This is a genomic window from Streptomyces sp. NPDC004284, assembly GCF_042874035.1.
GTDB lineage: Bacteria > Actinomycetota > Actinomycetes > Streptomycetales > Streptomycetaceae > Streptomyces.
Map to the genome: position 1 here is coordinate 1 of NZ_JBIAMJ010000024.1, position 14,341 is coordinate 14,341.

16 protein-coding genes and 1 riboswitch are annotated in these 14,341 nt (G+C 73.3%); of the genes, 11 read left to right on the forward strand and 5 right to left on the reverse strand.

Annotated features, from left to right (window positions below; all coding sequences use genetic code 11):
- Both ACFYUS_RS36455 and ACFYUS_RS36460 read right to left on the reverse strand, forming a co-directional pair.
- Nucleotides 1-551, reverse strand: a 551-nt coding sequence (locus ACFYUS_RS36455) for an acyl-CoA dehydrogenase family protein (RefSeq protein ID WP_388862124.1), incomplete at its 3' end; no start/stop codon positions are given.
- Nucleotides 552-679: 128 nt separating this feature from the next.
- Nucleotides 680-1,360, reverse strand: coding sequence for a ScbR family autoregulator-binding transcription factor (locus ACFYUS_RS36460; protein WP_388862126.1), 681 nt, complete (start codon nucleotides 1,358-1,360; stop codon nucleotides 680-682).
- Nucleotides 1,361-1,488: 128 nt separating this feature from the next.
- On the opposite strand from ACFYUS_RS36460, the gene ACFYUS_RS36465 reads away from it, so the two are divergent.
- From ACFYUS_RS36465 to ACFYUS_RS36475, 3 genes are all read left to right on the forward strand, one after another.
- Complete coding sequence (locus ACFYUS_RS36465; protein ID WP_388862128.1) at nucleotides 1,489-2,439, forward strand: ScbA/BarX family gamma-butyrolactone biosynthesis protein; 951 nt, start codon at nucleotides 1,489-1,491, stop codon at nucleotides 2,437-2,439.
- A 19-nt stretch (nucleotides 2,440-2,458) separates the two neighbouring features.
- The gene (locus ACFYUS_RS36470; protein ID WP_388862130.1) at nucleotides 2,459-3,427 is read left to right on the forward strand and encodes an NAD-dependent epimerase/dehydratase family protein; all 969 of its coding nucleotides are present in this window, start codon (nucleotides 2,459-2,461) and stop codon (nucleotides 3,425-3,427) included.
- A gap of 83 nt (nucleotides 3,428-3,510) precedes the next feature.
- A complete protein-coding gene (locus ACFYUS_RS36475; protein WP_388862132.1) occupies nucleotides 3,511-4,275 on the forward strand; it encodes a glucose 1-dehydrogenase in 765 nt (254 codons plus the stop codon).
- On the opposite strand, the gene ACFYUS_RS36480 is transcribed toward ACFYUS_RS36475, so the two are convergent.
- Together ACFYUS_RS36480 and ACFYUS_RS36485 are read right to left on the reverse strand one after the other, a co-directional pair.
- Nucleotides 4,263-4,886, reverse strand: coding sequence for a ScbR family autoregulator-binding transcription factor (locus ACFYUS_RS36480; RefSeq protein ID WP_388862134.1), 624 nt, complete (start codon nucleotides 4,884-4,886; stop codon nucleotides 4,263-4,265). The two genes, ACFYUS_RS36475 and ACFYUS_RS36480, sit on opposite strands and share 13 nt — an antisense overlap.
- A gap of 183 nt (nucleotides 4,887-5,069) precedes the next feature.
- On the reverse strand, nucleotides 5,070-6,242 hold the full coding sequence (locus tag ACFYUS_RS36485) for an alkane 1-monooxygenase (protein ID WP_388862136.1): 1,173 nt from the start codon (nucleotides 6,240-6,242) through the stop codon (nucleotides 5,070-5,072).
- A 114-nt stretch (nucleotides 6,243-6,356) separates the two neighbouring features.
- Between ACFYUS_RS36485 and ACFYUS_RS36490 the strand changes: the two genes are divergently transcribed.
- From ACFYUS_RS36490 to ACFYUS_RS36520, 7 genes are all read left to right on the forward strand, one after another.
- Nucleotides 6,357-6,950 (forward strand): TetR family transcriptional regulator, encoded by a 594-nt coding sequence (locus ACFYUS_RS36490; RefSeq protein ID WP_388862138.1) that lies wholly within the window; start codon nucleotides 6,357-6,359, stop codon nucleotides 6,948-6,950.
- A 207-nt stretch (nucleotides 6,951-7,157) separates the two neighbouring features.
- Nucleotides 7,158-7,883, forward strand: coding sequence for a DJ-1/PfpI family protein (locus tag ACFYUS_RS36495; RefSeq protein WP_388862140.1), 726 nt, complete (start codon nucleotides 7,158-7,160; stop codon nucleotides 7,881-7,883).
- 209 nt (nucleotides 7,884-8,092) lie between these two features.
- Nucleotides 8,093-8,299: a cold-shock protein gene (locus ACFYUS_RS36500; RefSeq protein ID WP_388862142.1), complete on the forward strand. Its 207-nt coding sequence runs from the start codon at nucleotides 8,093-8,095 to the stop codon at nucleotides 8,297-8,299.
- A 96-nt stretch (nucleotides 8,300-8,395) separates the two neighbouring features.
- A riboswitch (cobalamin riboswitch) is annotated at nucleotides 8,396-8,521 on the forward strand.
- An 86-nt stretch (nucleotides 8,522-8,607) separates the two neighbouring features.
- A complete protein-coding gene (locus tag ACFYUS_RS36505) occupies nucleotides 8,608-9,660 on the forward strand; it encodes an ABC transporter substrate-binding protein (protein WP_388862144.1) in 1,053 nt (350 codons plus the stop codon).
- Complete coding sequence (locus ACFYUS_RS36510; RefSeq protein ID WP_388862146.1) at nucleotides 9,657-10,694, forward strand: FecCD family ABC transporter permease; 1,038 nt, start codon at nucleotides 9,657-9,659, stop codon at nucleotides 10,692-10,694. The genes ACFYUS_RS36505 and ACFYUS_RS36510 overlap by 4 nt, the downstream gene beginning before the upstream one ends.
- On the forward strand, nucleotides 10,691-11,506 hold the full coding sequence (locus ACFYUS_RS36515) for an ABC transporter ATP-binding protein (protein ID WP_388862148.1): 816 nt from the start codon (nucleotides 10,691-10,693) through the stop codon (nucleotides 11,504-11,506). Before ACFYUS_RS36510 ends, ACFYUS_RS36515 begins: the two co-directional genes overlap by 4 nt.
- Complete coding sequence (locus tag ACFYUS_RS36520) at nucleotides 11,491-11,853, forward strand: ArsR/SmtB family transcription factor (RefSeq protein ID WP_388862150.1); 363 nt, start codon at nucleotides 11,491-11,493, stop codon at nucleotides 11,851-11,853. The genes ACFYUS_RS36515 and ACFYUS_RS36520 overlap by 16 nt, the downstream gene beginning before the upstream one ends.
- Nucleotides 11,854-11,929: 76 nt before the next feature.
- Here ACFYUS_RS36520 and ACFYUS_RS36525 read toward each other — a convergent pair whose 3' ends face one another.
- A complete protein-coding gene (locus ACFYUS_RS36525) occupies nucleotides 11,930-12,655 on the reverse strand; it encodes a TetR/AcrR family transcriptional regulator C-terminal domain-containing protein (RefSeq protein ID WP_388862152.1) in 726 nt (241 codons plus the stop codon).
- Between the two features lie 149 nt (nucleotides 12,656-12,804).
- Between ACFYUS_RS36525 and ACFYUS_RS36530 the strand changes: the two genes are divergently transcribed.
- Complete coding sequence (locus ACFYUS_RS36530) at nucleotides 12,805-14,304, forward strand: MFS transporter (RefSeq protein WP_388862154.1); 1,500 nt, start codon at nucleotides 12,805-12,807, stop codon at nucleotides 14,302-14,304.
- Nucleotides 14,305-14,341 lie beyond the last annotated feature (37 nt).

Below are 14,341 nucleotides of genomic sequence, written 5' to 3' on the forward strand. Positions count from 1 at the left end.
CCCTTGGAGCGCTTGTCGGGGTCGGTGACGGCCATCACGGTGTAGTACTCGGAGACGCCGGCGTTGGTGATCCACCGCTTGACGCCGTTGAGGACCCAGAAGTCGCCGTCGCGGACCGCGCGGGTCTTCATGCCGGCCGCGTCGGAGCCCGCGTCGGGCTCGGACAGGCAGTAGGAGAACATCGCGTCGCCCTTGGCCAGGGGGCCGAGGTACTTGCGCTTGAGCTCCTCCGAGCCGGAGAGGATGACCGGCAGCGAGCCCAGCTTGTTGACGGCCGGGATCAGCGAGGAGGAGCCGCACGCGCGCGCGACCTCCTCGATCACGATCACCGTGGCGAGCGCGTCGGCGCCGGCGCCGCCGTAGGTCTCGGGGACGTGCACCGCGTGCAGGTCGTTGGCGACCAGCGCGTCCAGGGCCTCCTGCGGGAACCGGCCCTCCTCGTCCACCGCCGCCGCGAACGGGGCGATCTTCGCCTCCGCGAGGGCACGCACCGACTCCCGGAGCATGTCGTGCTCCTCGGAGGGCCGATACAGGTCGAAGTCCTTACCCATGATGTGGAGCTCCCCTAGACGCTTTTGGCACTGAGTACCCTCAGCAAAACACACTCAGTGCCATGACGCCAGAGCGCCCCGACGCTGTTCTGCGTCGGGGCGCTCGAAGAACCGGCTGGTCGGTTTTCTCAGCCTTGCGTCTCCACGGCGCTCAGCTCGTCCCTGCGGCGCCGGTTCGCCTCGTACTCGGCGCCGAGCACCCGCGCGTACTCCTCGGTCAGCCGGAGCCCGGTCAGCAGTGCCGGCGTGCAGATGCTCGGCATGAAGTGCTGGAGGAGGACCGAGACGCGATGGAGCAGGTCGGTGCGGTCGCACAGGATCTGGGACATCGCCTGCACCCCGGAGTAGGCACCCGAGAACAGCGAGGCCGTGTCCGTCACGTCGACGTGGGGGAGCAGCTCGCCGCGCGCCTTCGACACCATCAGGATCTCCGAGAGCTGGTCGATCCACGCCTGGAACGGGGCGACCCGGTCGATGCTGGTGGCACCGCTGTCCAGGGCGAGGGCGACGCTCGCCTGCACGAGCGGGTCGCGCTGCAGCCGGTGGGCGAGCAGGAAGGCCTGGTCCGCGAGCTCCTGGAGCCTTATCTCCTGCGGTGCCAGGGGCACGTCGAGCATCTGGGCGTCGAGCACGCCGAGGGCGAGGTCTTCCTTGGAGGCGAAGTGGAAGTACAGAGCCCCCTTGGTCACCCCGGCGCGCACCAGGATCTCTCCGATGGTCGTGCGCTCGTAGCCCCGCTCGGCGAAGACGGCCGCGGCCGATTGCAGGATCGCCTGACGGGTCTTGATTGCACGCGCTTGCTGCGCCAAGGCGCCTCCCGCTGTATCGCTGTCTGTGCTCGTGGTATGACGTGAAGCATTGAAAAGAAAACCGCGCTGTACGTACTCTAGGCCGGGCGGACATGCCGCCCTGGGGCGCGGGGACGCGAGGGGGATCCATGGATCAGAACGCTCCAGGAGCGACGACACACGTCCCCGGGGAGTTCGTTCACCGATCGGATCCCGCGGACATCTTCCCCACGGGGTGGACCCGGCTGACCGAGGACCGTTTCTCCGTCTCCGCACGCTGGCCTGCCGTACATCCCTTCTTCTCTCCTGTGGCCGGGGACCGCCACGACCCCGTACTGGTGGCCGAGACGATACGCCAGACCACCATGCTCCTCGCTCATGCCGAATTCGGGGTACCCGTCGAGGATCAGTTCGTCATGTGGGGCCTCCACTACACGGCCGACGCCGAGATGCTCGCCGTGGACGGCCTCTCCTCGGAGGTCACCCTCGACGTCCTCTGCGCCGACCTCGACATCCGCCGCGGGGTCCTCCGCAGCATGAACACCAGCGTGGTGCTCACCCGTGACGGCCGGCACCTCGCCACCGGCGGCAGCCGGACCCGCTGCACCTCGGCCCTCGCGTACCGCAGGATCCGGGGCGAGCGGATGGCCGTGCTCGGCCGTCCCGTCCCGCTGATGCCGTGCGTGGCCCCGGAGCTGGTGGGCCGCGAGCGCGGCGAGGACGTCGTCCTGGCCCCGGGGACCCGCCCCGGCCAGTGGCGGCTGCGCGTCAACACCGCCCACCCGACCCTCTTCCGGCGCCCGAACGACCACGTGCCCGGCATGCTGCTCGTCGAGGCCGCCCGGCAGGCGGCGACGGCGGCCCTCGGCGGCGGGACGTGCCTGCCGACCGACCTGGACGTCTCCTTCGCGCGGTACGCCGAACTCGACAGCCCCTGCTGGATAGAGGCCGAGATCGTGCCCGGCTCCGCCCCCGGGGCCACCACCGTCCGGATCAGCGGCCTGCAGGACGGGGAACCCGTCTTCCTCTGTACGCTCACTTCCCCGTCCCGGGACCTGGCGGTGGCCGGAGCCGGCCTCGGCACCCGTCTGACGGGCTGAACCGAACCGGAACGGAACCATGGGGCCACGCATTCTCATCACCGGCGCGACCGGATTCATCGGCGGCCGGGTGGCGGCGAAGGCGGCGGACGCGGCGGGTGCGGCGGACACGGCGCGGGCCGCGGCCGAGCCCGCGCACGTACGGCTGCTCGCCCGTCGCCCGCTCGACCCGCCGGCCGGCCCGGGGACGGAGACCGTCCCGGGCGACCTCCGCGACCCCGACTCCCTGCGCCGCGCCTGCGAGGGCGTCGACGTCCTGATCCACTGCGCCTCGGCGATCGGCGCGGACGAGGACCTGGCCCGCGCGGTCAACGACGAGGGGACCCGGGTCCTGGTCGACGCGGCCGTACGCGCCGGGGTGACCCGGATCGTCTCCCTGAGCACCGCCTCCGTCCACGGCCGCGGACCCTTCCGGGCCGCGGCCCCCGGCACCCTGCCGCTCGCCCCGGGCTCGGCGACCAGCCGCACCCGGGCGGCGGGGGAGCGGTACGTCCTCGACGCGGGCGGGACGGTCCTGCGGCCCCACCTCGTGTACGGCACGGGCGACCGGCAGCTGATGCCCGGCATCGTCCGGCTGCTCGCCGCCCTGCCCGGCCCGCTCGACGGCGGCTCCTCGCTGCACTCCATGATCGACGTGGACAGCCTGGCGGGGGCGCTGCTCGGCGCGGCGCTCTTCCCGGGGACGCGGCCGGGCCCCTGTTACGTCAACCACCCGGAGCCGGTCCCGGTGGCGGAACTGCTCGCGGCCGGTGAGGCGCTCCTCGCCGGGCGGCCCGGGGCCCGGGGCCCCGCGGTGGACATCGCCGAGGCCCGCGCGCTGCTCGCGGACCTCCCCTTCGCGCAGCACCACCTCGCCATGCTCGCCGGCGACCACTGGTTCGCGGACGACCGGCCCTGGCGGGAGTGGGGCTGCGACCCGGGGCCGGGTTTCGCCGCGACGATCGCGGACCACCTGCCGTGGTACCGGGACCTGCCCGTCCCCTCCTGAGGCGGCCCGTCCCTCCTGGCGCGGAACGTCTCCGCGCAGAACCTCCGCGCAGAACCTCCGAACGGAAAGAAGACACCACCGACATGTCCGCATTGGCGGGAAGGACCGCGGTCGTCACCGGGGCGAGCCGTGGCATCGGGAGAGGCATCGCGGAGCGGCTGGCCAGGGACGGCGCCCTGGTGGCGGTGCACTACGGCAGCAACGGGGCGGCCGCCCGCGAGACGGTGGAGACCATCGAGGAGGCGGGCGGCCGGGCCTTCCCGTTCCACGCGGACCTGGGGAGGCCGGACGCCGTGGACACGTTCTACGCCGCCCTGGACGCGGGCCTCGCGGAGCAGGGCGCCGGTCCGGGTTTCGACATCCTCGTCAACAACGCGGCGGCGAGCGGCTCGGGCCGGCTCCACGAGTTGACCGGCGAGGTCTTCGACCGGCTCTTCGCGATCAACGTCAAGGCCCCGCTCTTCCTCGTGCAGCGGGGCCTGGACCGCCTGAGCGACGGCGGCCGGATCGTCAACATCTCCTCGGCGGCGACGAAGCGCGCCTTCCCCGAATCCGTCACCTACGTGATGACCAAGGGGGCCGTCGACACGATGACCCCGGCCCTCGCGAAGGAGCTGGCGCCCCGGGGGATCACCGTGAACTCCGTGGCCCCCGGCTATGTCGCGACGGACATGAACGCGCACCGCCGCACGACGCCGGAGGCGAGCGCCGCCCTCGCGGCCCACTCGGTCCTGGGCAGGCTCGGGACGCCGGCCGACATCGCGGACGTGGTCGCCTTCCTCGTCTCCGACGACGCGCGGTGGATCACGGGCCAGTGCGTGGACGTCTCGGGCGGCTACAAGCTCTGACTGCCCGCGGGTTCGAGTCCGGCGAGCGACTCCGGGTCCGTCAGCATCGGGAACAGCGTGCGCCACAGGGCCGTGACGGTCCTGGGCGACAGCCATTCGCCGTTGTCCCGGCCGAGGGTCTCCAGGCCGACCGTGGCGGCCACGATCGCGCGGGCGAGGTCCTGGTGGCGCCCGGCGCCGGCGGCGAGGAGGCCCTCGTCGGCCGCTTCCGCGAGCCGCTGCTGTACGCAACTCTGCCATTCCTGGCGCGGGTTGAGCTCCGTGCGGGCGTCTTCGGCGCAGCTGAGGCGGAAGCCGGCGCGGACGACGACGTCGTCGCGGAGCAGGCGGGCCAGCGCGTGCGAGGTGTCGGCGAGGTTCTGCAGGGCGTTCGACCGCTGTCCGTACACGATCCGGGCGGTCCGGCGCAGGACGGTGGAGGCCTCGTCCTGGACGGCGGCGGCGACCGCCGCCTTGTTCTCGAAGTGGAAGTGGAGCGCGCCGGGGCTCACGCCCGCTCCCGCGCTGATCGCGGACAGGGTGGCCAGGGCGTAGCCGTGCTGCTCGAACTCCCTGGCCGCGGACTTGACGAGCGCGTCGCGGGTCCGTGCGGCCCGCTCCTGTTTGGTCACCCAGGCTCCCCCGTGGCGCCGAGCGTCTCGGCGGCAGCGGTCCGCGCCCTGCCGCGCCGTGCCACTCGACGGTATCAAACCGACTGATTGGTATTGATTGTACGAGCCGGGCCCCCGCCTGTACCCCGTTTTCCCCCGTACTCCGGCCGCCCCGGCGGCACTTCGCGCCGGGGCGGCCGGTGCTCACCCGGCCGTCGTGCCGTACCGGGCGAGGAGGCGGGCCCGGCGGGAGGGCTGGAGGTTCGCGCGGGTCACGTCCCCGCCGTAGTGGGCGAGGACCCGGCGGTCCATGACGCGGCGCCAGAGCGGCGGTACGTACGCGAGCACGATCATCCCCGCGTATCCCGTCGGCATCTCGGGGGCCTCGTCGAAGTGGCGCAGCGACTGGTAGCGCCGGGTGGGGTTGGCGTGGTGGTCGCTGTGCCGCTGGAGGTGGTACAGGAAGACGTTCGAGGCGATGTTGTCGCTGTTCCAGCTGTGGCGCGGGGCGCAGCGCTCGTACCGGCCGCTCGCGGTGAGCTCCCGCTTGAGGCCGTAGTGCTCGGTGTAGTTGATGACTTCGAGCAGGCAGAAGCCGAAGACCGCCTGGACCGCGAGGTACGGAAGGACGCCCGGTCCGAAGGCGAGCGCGAGTGCCGTGAAGAGCGCGAACGACAGGGCCCAGGAGCCGAGGACCGTGTTGCGCGGGCTCCACACCGACCGGCCCCGGCGTTCGAGCCGGCGCTTCTCCAGGCGCCAGGCCGAGGTGAGGCTGCCGAGGACGGTCCGGGGCAGGAAGCGCCAGAAGCTCTCGCCGAGCCGGGCGCTCGCCGGGTCCTCGGGGGTGGCGACGCGGATGTGGTGGCCGTGGTTGTGCTCGACGTAGAAGTGGCCGTACCAGGTCTGGGCGAGCGCGATCCGGGAGAGCCTGCGCTCCAGGGTCTCGGTCTTGTGCCCCAGTTCGTGGGCGGTGTTGATGGCGATGCCGGCGACGCCGCCGAGGGTGAACGTCAGCCCGATCCGGTCCACGAGGGCGAGGTCGCCCCGGGTGATCAGCCAGCAGCCGAGGACGAGCCCGGCGTACTGGAGGGGGAGGTAGGCGTAGGTGCACCACCGGTAGTAGCGGTCCTTTTCCAGGTGGGCGATCGCGCTGTCCGGCGGGTTGGCGGAGTCCTTGCCGATCAGGTGGTCGACGACCGGGAAGAGCACGTACAGGACGAGGATCCCGGTCCACCAGAAGAGCCGGAGCCCGGTGGCGTTCACCAGCCCCCAGGAGAGGAAGGGGAAGGCCGGGATGAGCAGGCCGAACAGCCAGAGCCAGCGCTTGGGATCGCGCCAGGGGGCGGGGGTTTCGGGGGAGTCGCTGTGCAGGGCCAAGGCCGGCTCCTCGGGGAGATGGACACTTCACATGCCTACTGTCCAGTTGATAGACGGATTCCCCCTGGGGCGTCAATGCTCTGGGCGGGGACCGGTGGATAAAGTGGGGGCACGATGACACGTTTCCGCGAGAGTGTTCGGTCCCTCCTGCGCGAGCAGGTGCTCGACGCCGCCTACCGGCTCGTCGCCGCCGACGGCTGGGGCGGGCTGCGCATGGCCGGCATCGCGCGGGCCGCCGGCATCAGCCGTCAGACGCTCTACAACGAGTTCGGCTCGAAGGAGGCCATCGGGCAGGCCCTGGTGCAGCGCGAGGTCGAGGGCTTCCTGCTCGGCATCCAGCGTGAACTGGACGCCCATCGCGGGCAGTTGGAGGCGGCGGCCGCGGCGGGCGTCGGCTACACGCTCCAGCAGGCCGTGGACAACCCCCTCATCAAGGGCGTCCTGCTCGCGGCGCGCGGCGGCGAGGACGATCTCCTCGCCTACCTCACCACCCGCGCGGAACCGGTCTTCGGCACGGCGATGGCGATGCTCGACGCGTACGCGACCGAGGCCTGGCCCGACGTCGACGAGGAGTCCCGCGGCCTCGCCGTCGAGACGATCGTGCGGCTCACCGTCAGCCACATCGTCCAGCCGGTGGGCCCGCCGGAGGAGTCGGCGCGGCGCATCGCCAGGATCACGGCGCGGATCGCGTACCCGGGCGGGGCCTGAGGCGGAGCCTCGCGGGAGCGGGAGCGGGAGCGGGAGCAGGAGCAGGAGCCGACGCCGGCGCGGGAGCCGGCGCGGATCGCGTACCCCGGCGGGGTCTGACCCGGCCGGGCGCGGAGCCCGGAGGGGGCGGGGAACCGGGAAGCGGCGGCGGCCGACTGCCTCGGCGTGACAGAACCGTCGGGCCCTTCCACCCCCTGGGGGAGAACCATGAACCGCCGCAACCTGCTCCGCGCCACCACCGCCCTCGGCGCCACGGGCGCCCTCGCGGGCGTCACGGGAACCGGTGCCACCGCCGCCGGCGCGTCCGCGCGCCGCCCGCTCCGGGTGCACCTCGTCCTCTTCGACGGCGTCGAGGAGCTCGACTTCGCAGCCCCCTACGAGGTGCTCTCCGCCTCGGGGTTCTTCTCCGAGCGTCCGGTGGACGTCCGGTACGTCTCCGTCGACGGACCCGGCACCGTCACCGCCGCCTTCGGCACGGAGGTCCGTGTCGACCACCCCTGGGCCCCGCGCGAGGCCGACCTCCTCGTCGTGCCGGGCGGCGGCTACGCGCGCCGGGACAGCCCCGGCGTCTGGGCCGAGATCGACCGGGGCACCCTGCCCCGCGCCCTCGCGGCGGCGGCCCGGCCGGGGCTCACCGTCAGCGCCCTGTGCACCGGCGTCATGCTGCTCTCCGCCGCCGGACTCACCCGGGGCCGCCCCTGCACCACCCACCACAAGGCCCGGCCGGACCTGGAGCGGCAGGGCGGTGTCCTGAAGGGGGCGCGCGTGGTGGACGACGGCGACCTGGTGACCGCCGGCGGCGTCACCTCGGGCCTGGAGCTCGCCCTCTGGCTGGTCCGCCGGGAGCTCGGCCCCGAAGCGGCGAACGGCCTGGAGGCCATGCTGGAGTACGAGGCCCGCGGCACGGTCTGGGTCCGGCCGGACGCGCGCTGACGAAAGGGGTGAGGCCCGCTGCCGGAAACGGGGGATCTTCGGCAACGGACCTCTGTTGAATATTGTACTAGATCATCGGGGGTGGTGCGCCCGGCCCGCGGCGGTGGCGAAGGGTGGCCGTGCGGGGTACACCTCCCCTGAGGCGCGGACACGGCCACCCGGGGCCGGACACGCCCGACCGCGTCGCCGATGACGACGAGGAGGTCGCCGTGGAAGGCAGAAGCAAAGGGATCGTGCGGTCCTTCAACCGTCTCGGCGGGTACGGCTTCGTCGTCCCCCTGGGCTCCGAGGAGCAGGTGTACTTCCGCGCCGAGGACATCGAGAACGAGAGGCGGACGGTCTCCGAGGGGCAGCAGGTCTCCTTCGTCCTGGTCCTCGGCGACGGCCGCTTCGAGGCCAGGGAGCTGCGCGCCTGACACCGGCCGGGCCCCGGAGCGCGGTCGCCGCCCGGTGGTACTGTGCCGAGGCCAGTCGCACCTTTGTACGCACCTGAACGGGTACGTGCACGGGTCAGGGAATCCGGTGGAAGACCGGAACTGACGCGCAGCGGTGAGGGCGACGGGCGGAGCATCGGCCACTGGGCGGCACGACGGGCCCGGGAAGGCGCTCCGTCCGGCCGACCCCGAGTCCGAAGACCTGCTGGCGGCCCCGGCGGCACGCTGCCGTCCGGGGAGGACCGTACGACAGGCTCCGCGTATGAGCCGTGGCCGCAGAGGAAGTTCCCGTGCCGCTCGCACACCCCGTCCGCTCCGCCGTGCTCGCCCTGGCCGGCGTCCTGCTCCTCACCGCGACGGTGACCGGCTGCGGCGGAGGGTCCTCCGCACCGTCCGGGAAGAGCGCCCCTCAGCACGGCCATCCCGTCACCCTCGACGACAACTGCGGACGGCCGGTCCGCGTCGACCGCGCCCCGCGCCGGGCCGTCGCCCTCGACCAGGGGGCGGCGGAGATCATGCTCTCCCTCGGCCTCGCCGACCGCATGGTGGGCACCGCGACCTGGACGGACCCGGTGCTCGAGGGGCTGGAGAAGGAGAACGCGAAGGTGCCGCGCCTGGCCGACCGCTACCCCTCCTTCGAGAAGGTCCTCGACACCGAACCCGACTTCGCGGCCGCCTCGTTCGGGTACACCCTCGGCAAGGGCGGGGTGGCGCCCCGCGAGCGCTTCGAGCAGCTCGGCGTCCCCACGTACCTCTCGCCCACCGACTGCGTCGGCAAGGACAACAGCGGCGACGGCGACGGAGTCCGCACCCGCCCCCTCACCATGGAGACCGTCTACGGCGAGATCCGCGACCTGGCCCGGGTGTTCGCGGTCCCCGAGCGCGGCGAGAAGCTCGTGGCCGGGCTCAAGGCGCGGGTGGCGAAGGCCACGGCGGCGGCCGACTTCACCGACGCCACCGTCCTCTACTGGTACTCGGACTCCAAGTCGCCCTACATGGCGGGCTGTTGCGGAGCGCCCGGGATCGTCACGAACGCGCTCGGGGCGAAGAACGTCTTCGACGACACCCGCGAGGAGTGGCCCCAGATCAACTGGGAGACCGTCGCGGACCGCGACCCCGACGTCCTCGTGCTCGGCGACCTGACCCGCCGCGCGCAGTCCGCCGAGAGCGCCGCCAAGAAGATCGAGTTCCTGGAGTCCGACCCCGTCACCCGGAACATGGCGGCGGTGAAGCACAAGCGGTACGTCCTGCTCAGCGGCCAGGCGCTCAACCCCGGCCTCCGCACCGTCGAGGGCATCGAGAAGGTGGCGGCCGCGCTCCGCTCGTACGGTCTCGCGAAGTGAGCACCACCCGGCAAGGGGCCGCGTCCGCCACGGTGTTCCTGTGGGCGGCGGCCGGACTCGCGCTGCTCGGGCTGTCCGTGGCCGTGGCCGTCACCATCGGCCCGGCGGACATCGGCGTCGGCGAGGCCGGGTCCGTGATCGCCGCCCACCTCGGCGGCGGCGCCTCGGAGCTCTCGCCGATCCGCGACGGGATCGTCTGGGACCTGCGGCTGCCCCGTACCCTCCTCGCCGCCGTCTGCGGCGCCGGACTCGCCGTCTGCGGGGCGGTGATGCAGTCGCTCCTGCGCAATCCGCTCGCCGACCCCTTCGTCCTGGGCGTCTCCTCCGGCGCCTCGACCGGCGCGGTCGCGGTCGTCGTCCTCGGCGTCGGCGGCGGCGTCCTCTCCGTCACCGGCGGGGCGTTCCTGGGGGCGGTGGTCTCCTTCGCGCTCGTGCTGCTGCTCAGTCACACCCTCGGCGGCTCCACGGACCGGGTGGTCCTCGCGGGCGTCGCCGCGATGCAGCTCTTCTCCGCCCTCACCTCCTTCGTCGTGATGACCGCCGCCGACGCCGAGACCACCCGGGGCGTCCTCTTCTGGCTGCTCGGCTCGCTCTCCGGGGCCGGCTGGAACGAGGTGTGGGTGTGCCTCGCCGTCCTCGCGGCGGCCCTGCTGATCTGCGGCGGACACGCGCGGACCCTGGACGCCTTCGCCTTCGGCGAGGAGGCCGCCGCCTCGCTCGGCGTCGCCGTCGTCCGGACCCGGCTCGTCCTGCTGTGCGTCACCGCCCTCCTGACGGCCGCCCTGGTCTCCGCCGCCGGCGCGATCGGCTTCGTCGGCCTCGTCCTGCCGCACGCCGCCCGCGCGCTCGCCGGCCCCGGGCACGCCCGTCTGCTGCCGGTGACCGCCCTGGCCGGGGCGGTGTTCCTCGTCTGGGCCGACACGCTCGCCCGCACGGTCCTCGAACCGCAGGAGGTGCCGGTGGGCGTGGTGACCTCGCTGATCGGCGTACCGGCCTTCGTCCTCGTCCTGTACCGCACCAGGAGCGCCCGATGACCGCCTCCGCCGACCTCGCCGCGAGCGCCGGACTCCGCGCCGAGCGGGTCTCGCGCACGGCCGGCGGCACCCTCGTCCTCGACGGGGTCAGCCTCGCCCTGGCCCCCGGCACCGTCACCGGGCTGCTCGGGCCCAACGGTTCGGGCAAGTCCACCCTCCTGCGCCTGCTCGCCGGCGTCCTCGCCCCCGACTCCGGAGTCGTCACCCTCGACGGCGACCCGCTGGACGGGCTCGGCCGCCGCACGGTCGCCCGGCGCCTCGCCACGGTCGAGCAGCAGGCCGACACCCAGACCGACCTGACGGTCGCCGACGTCGTACGCCTCGGCCGCATCCCGCACCGCAGGGCCTGGACGCCGCCCTCGGCGGCGGACGAGACCGCCGTCCGCACCGCCCTCGAACGGACCGGGCTCACCGACCGCGCCCGGCAGCCCTGGCGCACCCTCTCCGGCGGCGAGCGCCAGCGCGTCCAGATCGCCCGCGCCCTCGCCCAGGAGCCGCGCGAACTCCTCCTCGACGAGCCCACCAACCACCTCGACATCCAGCACCAGCTGGACCTCCTGGCCCTCGTCGCGGACCTCCGCCTCACCGCCGTCGTCGCCCTGCACGACCTCAACCTCGCGGCCATGTACTGCGACCGGCTCGTGGTCCTGGCCCGGGGCCGGGTGGTGGCGGGCGGCCCGCCGGAGGAGGTCCTCACCGAGGAGCTGATCGCCGAGGTCTACGGGGTCCGCGCCGCCGTGACCCGGCCGGGACCCGACGGGCGCCCCCACATCCGCTTCCTGGGTACGGTGGGCCCATGGCCGAGCCCGTAGACCCCGCAGCCGCCCCCTCCCGCCCGCACGAGCGGACCCCGGGGCCGCGCGAACTCGCGGCGGCGGCCGAGGTGTTCGGCCTGCTCTCCGACCCCACCCGGCTCCATCTGGTGTGGCTGCTCACCCGGGGCGAGGCCGATGTCACCGCCCTCACCGAGGCGTGCGGGGCGGCGCGCCCCGCCGTCAGCCAGCACCTCGCCAAGCTGCGCCTCGGCGGCCTCGTCACCTCCCGCAAGGACGGCCGCCGGGTCGTGTACGCGATGCCGGACGGCCATCTGAAGCGCCTGGTCGTCGAGGCGATCAGCCGCGCCGACCACGAGGTGACCGGGGAGCCCTGGCACGACTGACCGCCGACCGCCGACCGCCGACCGCCGACCGCCGCGTGTCGCGTGTCGACGCGCCGGCGCCGGGACCGGCGCCCGGTCAGCGCGGGAGCCGCATCTCCAGGCCGTCCAGGACCACGTCCAGGCCGTAGGCGAACTTGGCGTCCCGGATGGCGACCGGGTCGACCACCGCGTGGGCGGCGGCCTCGTCGTAGGCGGCGGCGAGGTGGTCGTGGCCGGCCGCCGCCTGCTGCGCGGCGGGCATGAGCCGGGCGATGAACCCGGCCTCGGTCTCCCCGGAGCGGGCGACCGTGGTGAGCCAGGCGGCCTCCGTGGTGCTCATGCCGATGACGTACGACAGGAGGGTGTCGATCGCGCGGCTCGGCTCGGGGAACCCGGCGGCCGTGAACAGGGCGGCGAGCCGCTCCGAGTACGACATCAGGTTGGGGCCCAGATAGGCGAGGCCCGCCTGCCCCAGGGTCGACGAGAGCCAGGGATGGCGCAGGGCCGTCGCGCGGAAGGACCCGGCGGCCTCGGTGGCGGCGGCCCGCCAGGGGCTGCCCGCGGGCGGGACGGTGATCTCGCCCGCGACCTCGTCCACGGCGAGCTCCATCAGCTCGTCCTTGGTGGCGACGTGGCGGTAGAGGGAGGTCGCGCCGGCGTTCAGGCGGGCGCCGAGCTTGCGCATGCTGAGCGCCTCGATGCCGTCGGCGTCGAGCATGGCGACCGCCTCGCGCACGATCGCGGCCCGGCTGAGCGCGGGCTGGTCGGGGGCGGACTGCTCGCGGGCCCATACGGACGGGACGGGGTTCGCCTTGGCGGCCATGGTCCTCCTTCGCTGCTCATTCACTGCGTACGTCGTGCGCATTCAGCGTACAGCTCTCCGGCCTTGCGAACAGTGTGCGCAGCTGCGTACAGTGTTCGCATCGAAGGGCGCTCCCAGGGGCGCGAACGAGACCCGAGGGGGAACTCCCGATGGAAACCCGCAATCCACGCCGCTGGTGGATCCTGGTCGTGCTCTGCCTCAGCACCCTGGTGCTGGTCGTCGACAGCATGGCGCTCACCGTCGCCGTCCCGTCCATGACCGGGGACATCGGCGCGAGCGCCCAGGACGTCCAGTGGATCCTGGACTCCTACATCCTGGTCTTCGCGGGACTCCTGCTCACCTCGGGAAGCCTCGGCGACCGCTTCGGCCGCCGGAGGGTCATGGTCGTCGGCCTGCTGCTGTTCGGCGCGGCCTCACTCGCCGCCACCGTCTGCACCAGCCCCGGCGAGGTCATCGCCGCCCGCGTCACCATGGGCGTCGGCGGCGCGCTGATCATGCCCTCGACGCTCTCCCTCCTCATCACCGTCTTCGACGAGGACGAGCGGCCCCGCGCCATGGCCGCCTGGGGCTCCGTGTCCATGCTCGGCCTCGTCGGCAGCCCCGTCCTCGGCGGCGTCCTGATCGACCACTTCTCCTGGCACTCGATCTTCTTCATCAACGTCCCGGTCGTCGCCCTCGCCGTCCTCGCCGCCCTCACCCTGATGCCCGAGTCCAAGGGCCCCTGGCGGAAGCCCGACCCGCTCGGCGCGATCCTCTCCGCCGTCGGCATGACCGCACTGATCTGGTGGATCATCGAGATCCCGCAGCACGGCGCCTTCGAGGGCCGCTCGCCGATCACCCTCGCGGTCGCCGTCGTCGCCCTCGGCGGGTTCGTGATCTGGGAGAACGTCACCCCCGAGCCGATGGTGCCGCTCGTCCTCTTCAAGCACCGCAACTTCAGCGGCGGTTCGCTCTCGCTGACCCTCGTGCAGATCGGCAACGGCGGACTGCTCCTCGTCCTCACCCAGTACCTGCAGTTCGTCCTCGGCTACTCGCCCGTCAAGGCCGGTCTCGCCTTCGTGCCGCTCGCCGTCGCCGCCCTCATCGGCAACGGCGCAGGCGCCGGCCTCGCCGCCAGGATCGGCAACCGGCTCCTGATCCTCGCCGGCATGCTCGTCATGGCCGCCTCCTTCGCCCTGCTCACCACCGTCGACGCGCACTCCGGCTTCACCGTCCCGGCCGTCGCCCTCGGGCTCCTCGGCCTCGGTGCCGGCCTCGCGATGCCGGCAGCCGTCGGCGCGCTGATGAGCACCATCCCCGAGGAGAAGGCCGGCGTCGGCTCCGCCCTCAACGACACCATCCAGCAGGCCGGCACCGCCCTCGGCATCGCCATCCTCGGCTCGCTCCTCACCAGCACCTTCGCCGCCGAGATGCCCGCCGACGCCCCCGAGCGGGCCAAGCAGTCCATCGGCGGCGCACTGGCCGCCGCCCGGGGCGACGTCGGACTGGTCGCCGCCGCCCGCGAGGCCTTCGCCTCCTCGATGTCCACCACCTTCACCATCAGCGCCGTCGGAGTCCTCGCGGCGGCCGTCCTGGCCACCCTGGTCATGCGGGACACCGAGCCCGCCCCCGCCGCCGACGAGACGGAGGAGGAGGCGCTCGCCGCCTGATCCCCGTACCCACGGAAGAGCCGGTGCCCCGGGGCGC

Bases quoted from the DNA above. Each gene is read 5' to 3' on its own strand.
- ACFYUS_RS36465 (WP_388862128.1), top strand. From the start codon at position 1,489: ATGGATCAGAACGCTCCAGGAGCGACGACACACGTCCCCGGGGAGTTC.
- ACFYUS_RS36470 (WP_388862130.1), top strand. From the start codon at position 2,459: ATGGGGCCACGCATTCTCATCACCGGCGCGACCGGATTCATCGGCGGC.
- ACFYUS_RS36475 (WP_388862132.1), top strand. From the start codon at position 3,511: ATGTCCGCATTGGCGGGAAGGACCGCGGTCGTCACCGGGGCGAGCCGT.
- ACFYUS_RS36490 (WP_388862138.1), top strand. From the start codon at position 6,357: ATGACACGTTTCCGCGAGAGTGTTCGGTCCCTCCTGCGCGAGCAGGTG.
- ACFYUS_RS36495 (WP_388862140.1), top strand. From the start codon at position 7,158: ATGAACCGCCGCAACCTGCTCCGCGCCACCACCGCCCTCGGCGCCACG.
- ACFYUS_RS36515 (WP_388862148.1), top strand. From the start codon at position 10,691: ATGACCGCCTCCGCCGACCTCGCCGCGAGCGCCGGACTCCGCGCCGAG.
- ACFYUS_RS36520 (WP_388862150.1), top strand. From the start codon at position 11,491: ATGGCCGAGCCCGTAGACCCCGCAGCCGCCCCCTCCCGCCCGCACGAG.
- ACFYUS_RS36525 (WP_388862152.1), bottom strand. From the start codon at position 12,655: ATGGCCGCCAAGGCGAACCCCGTCCCGTCCGTATGGGCCCGCGAGCAG.
- ACFYUS_RS36530 (WP_388862154.1), top strand. From the start codon at position 12,805: ATGGAAACCCGCAATCCACGCCGCTGGTGGATCCTGGTCGTGCTCTGC.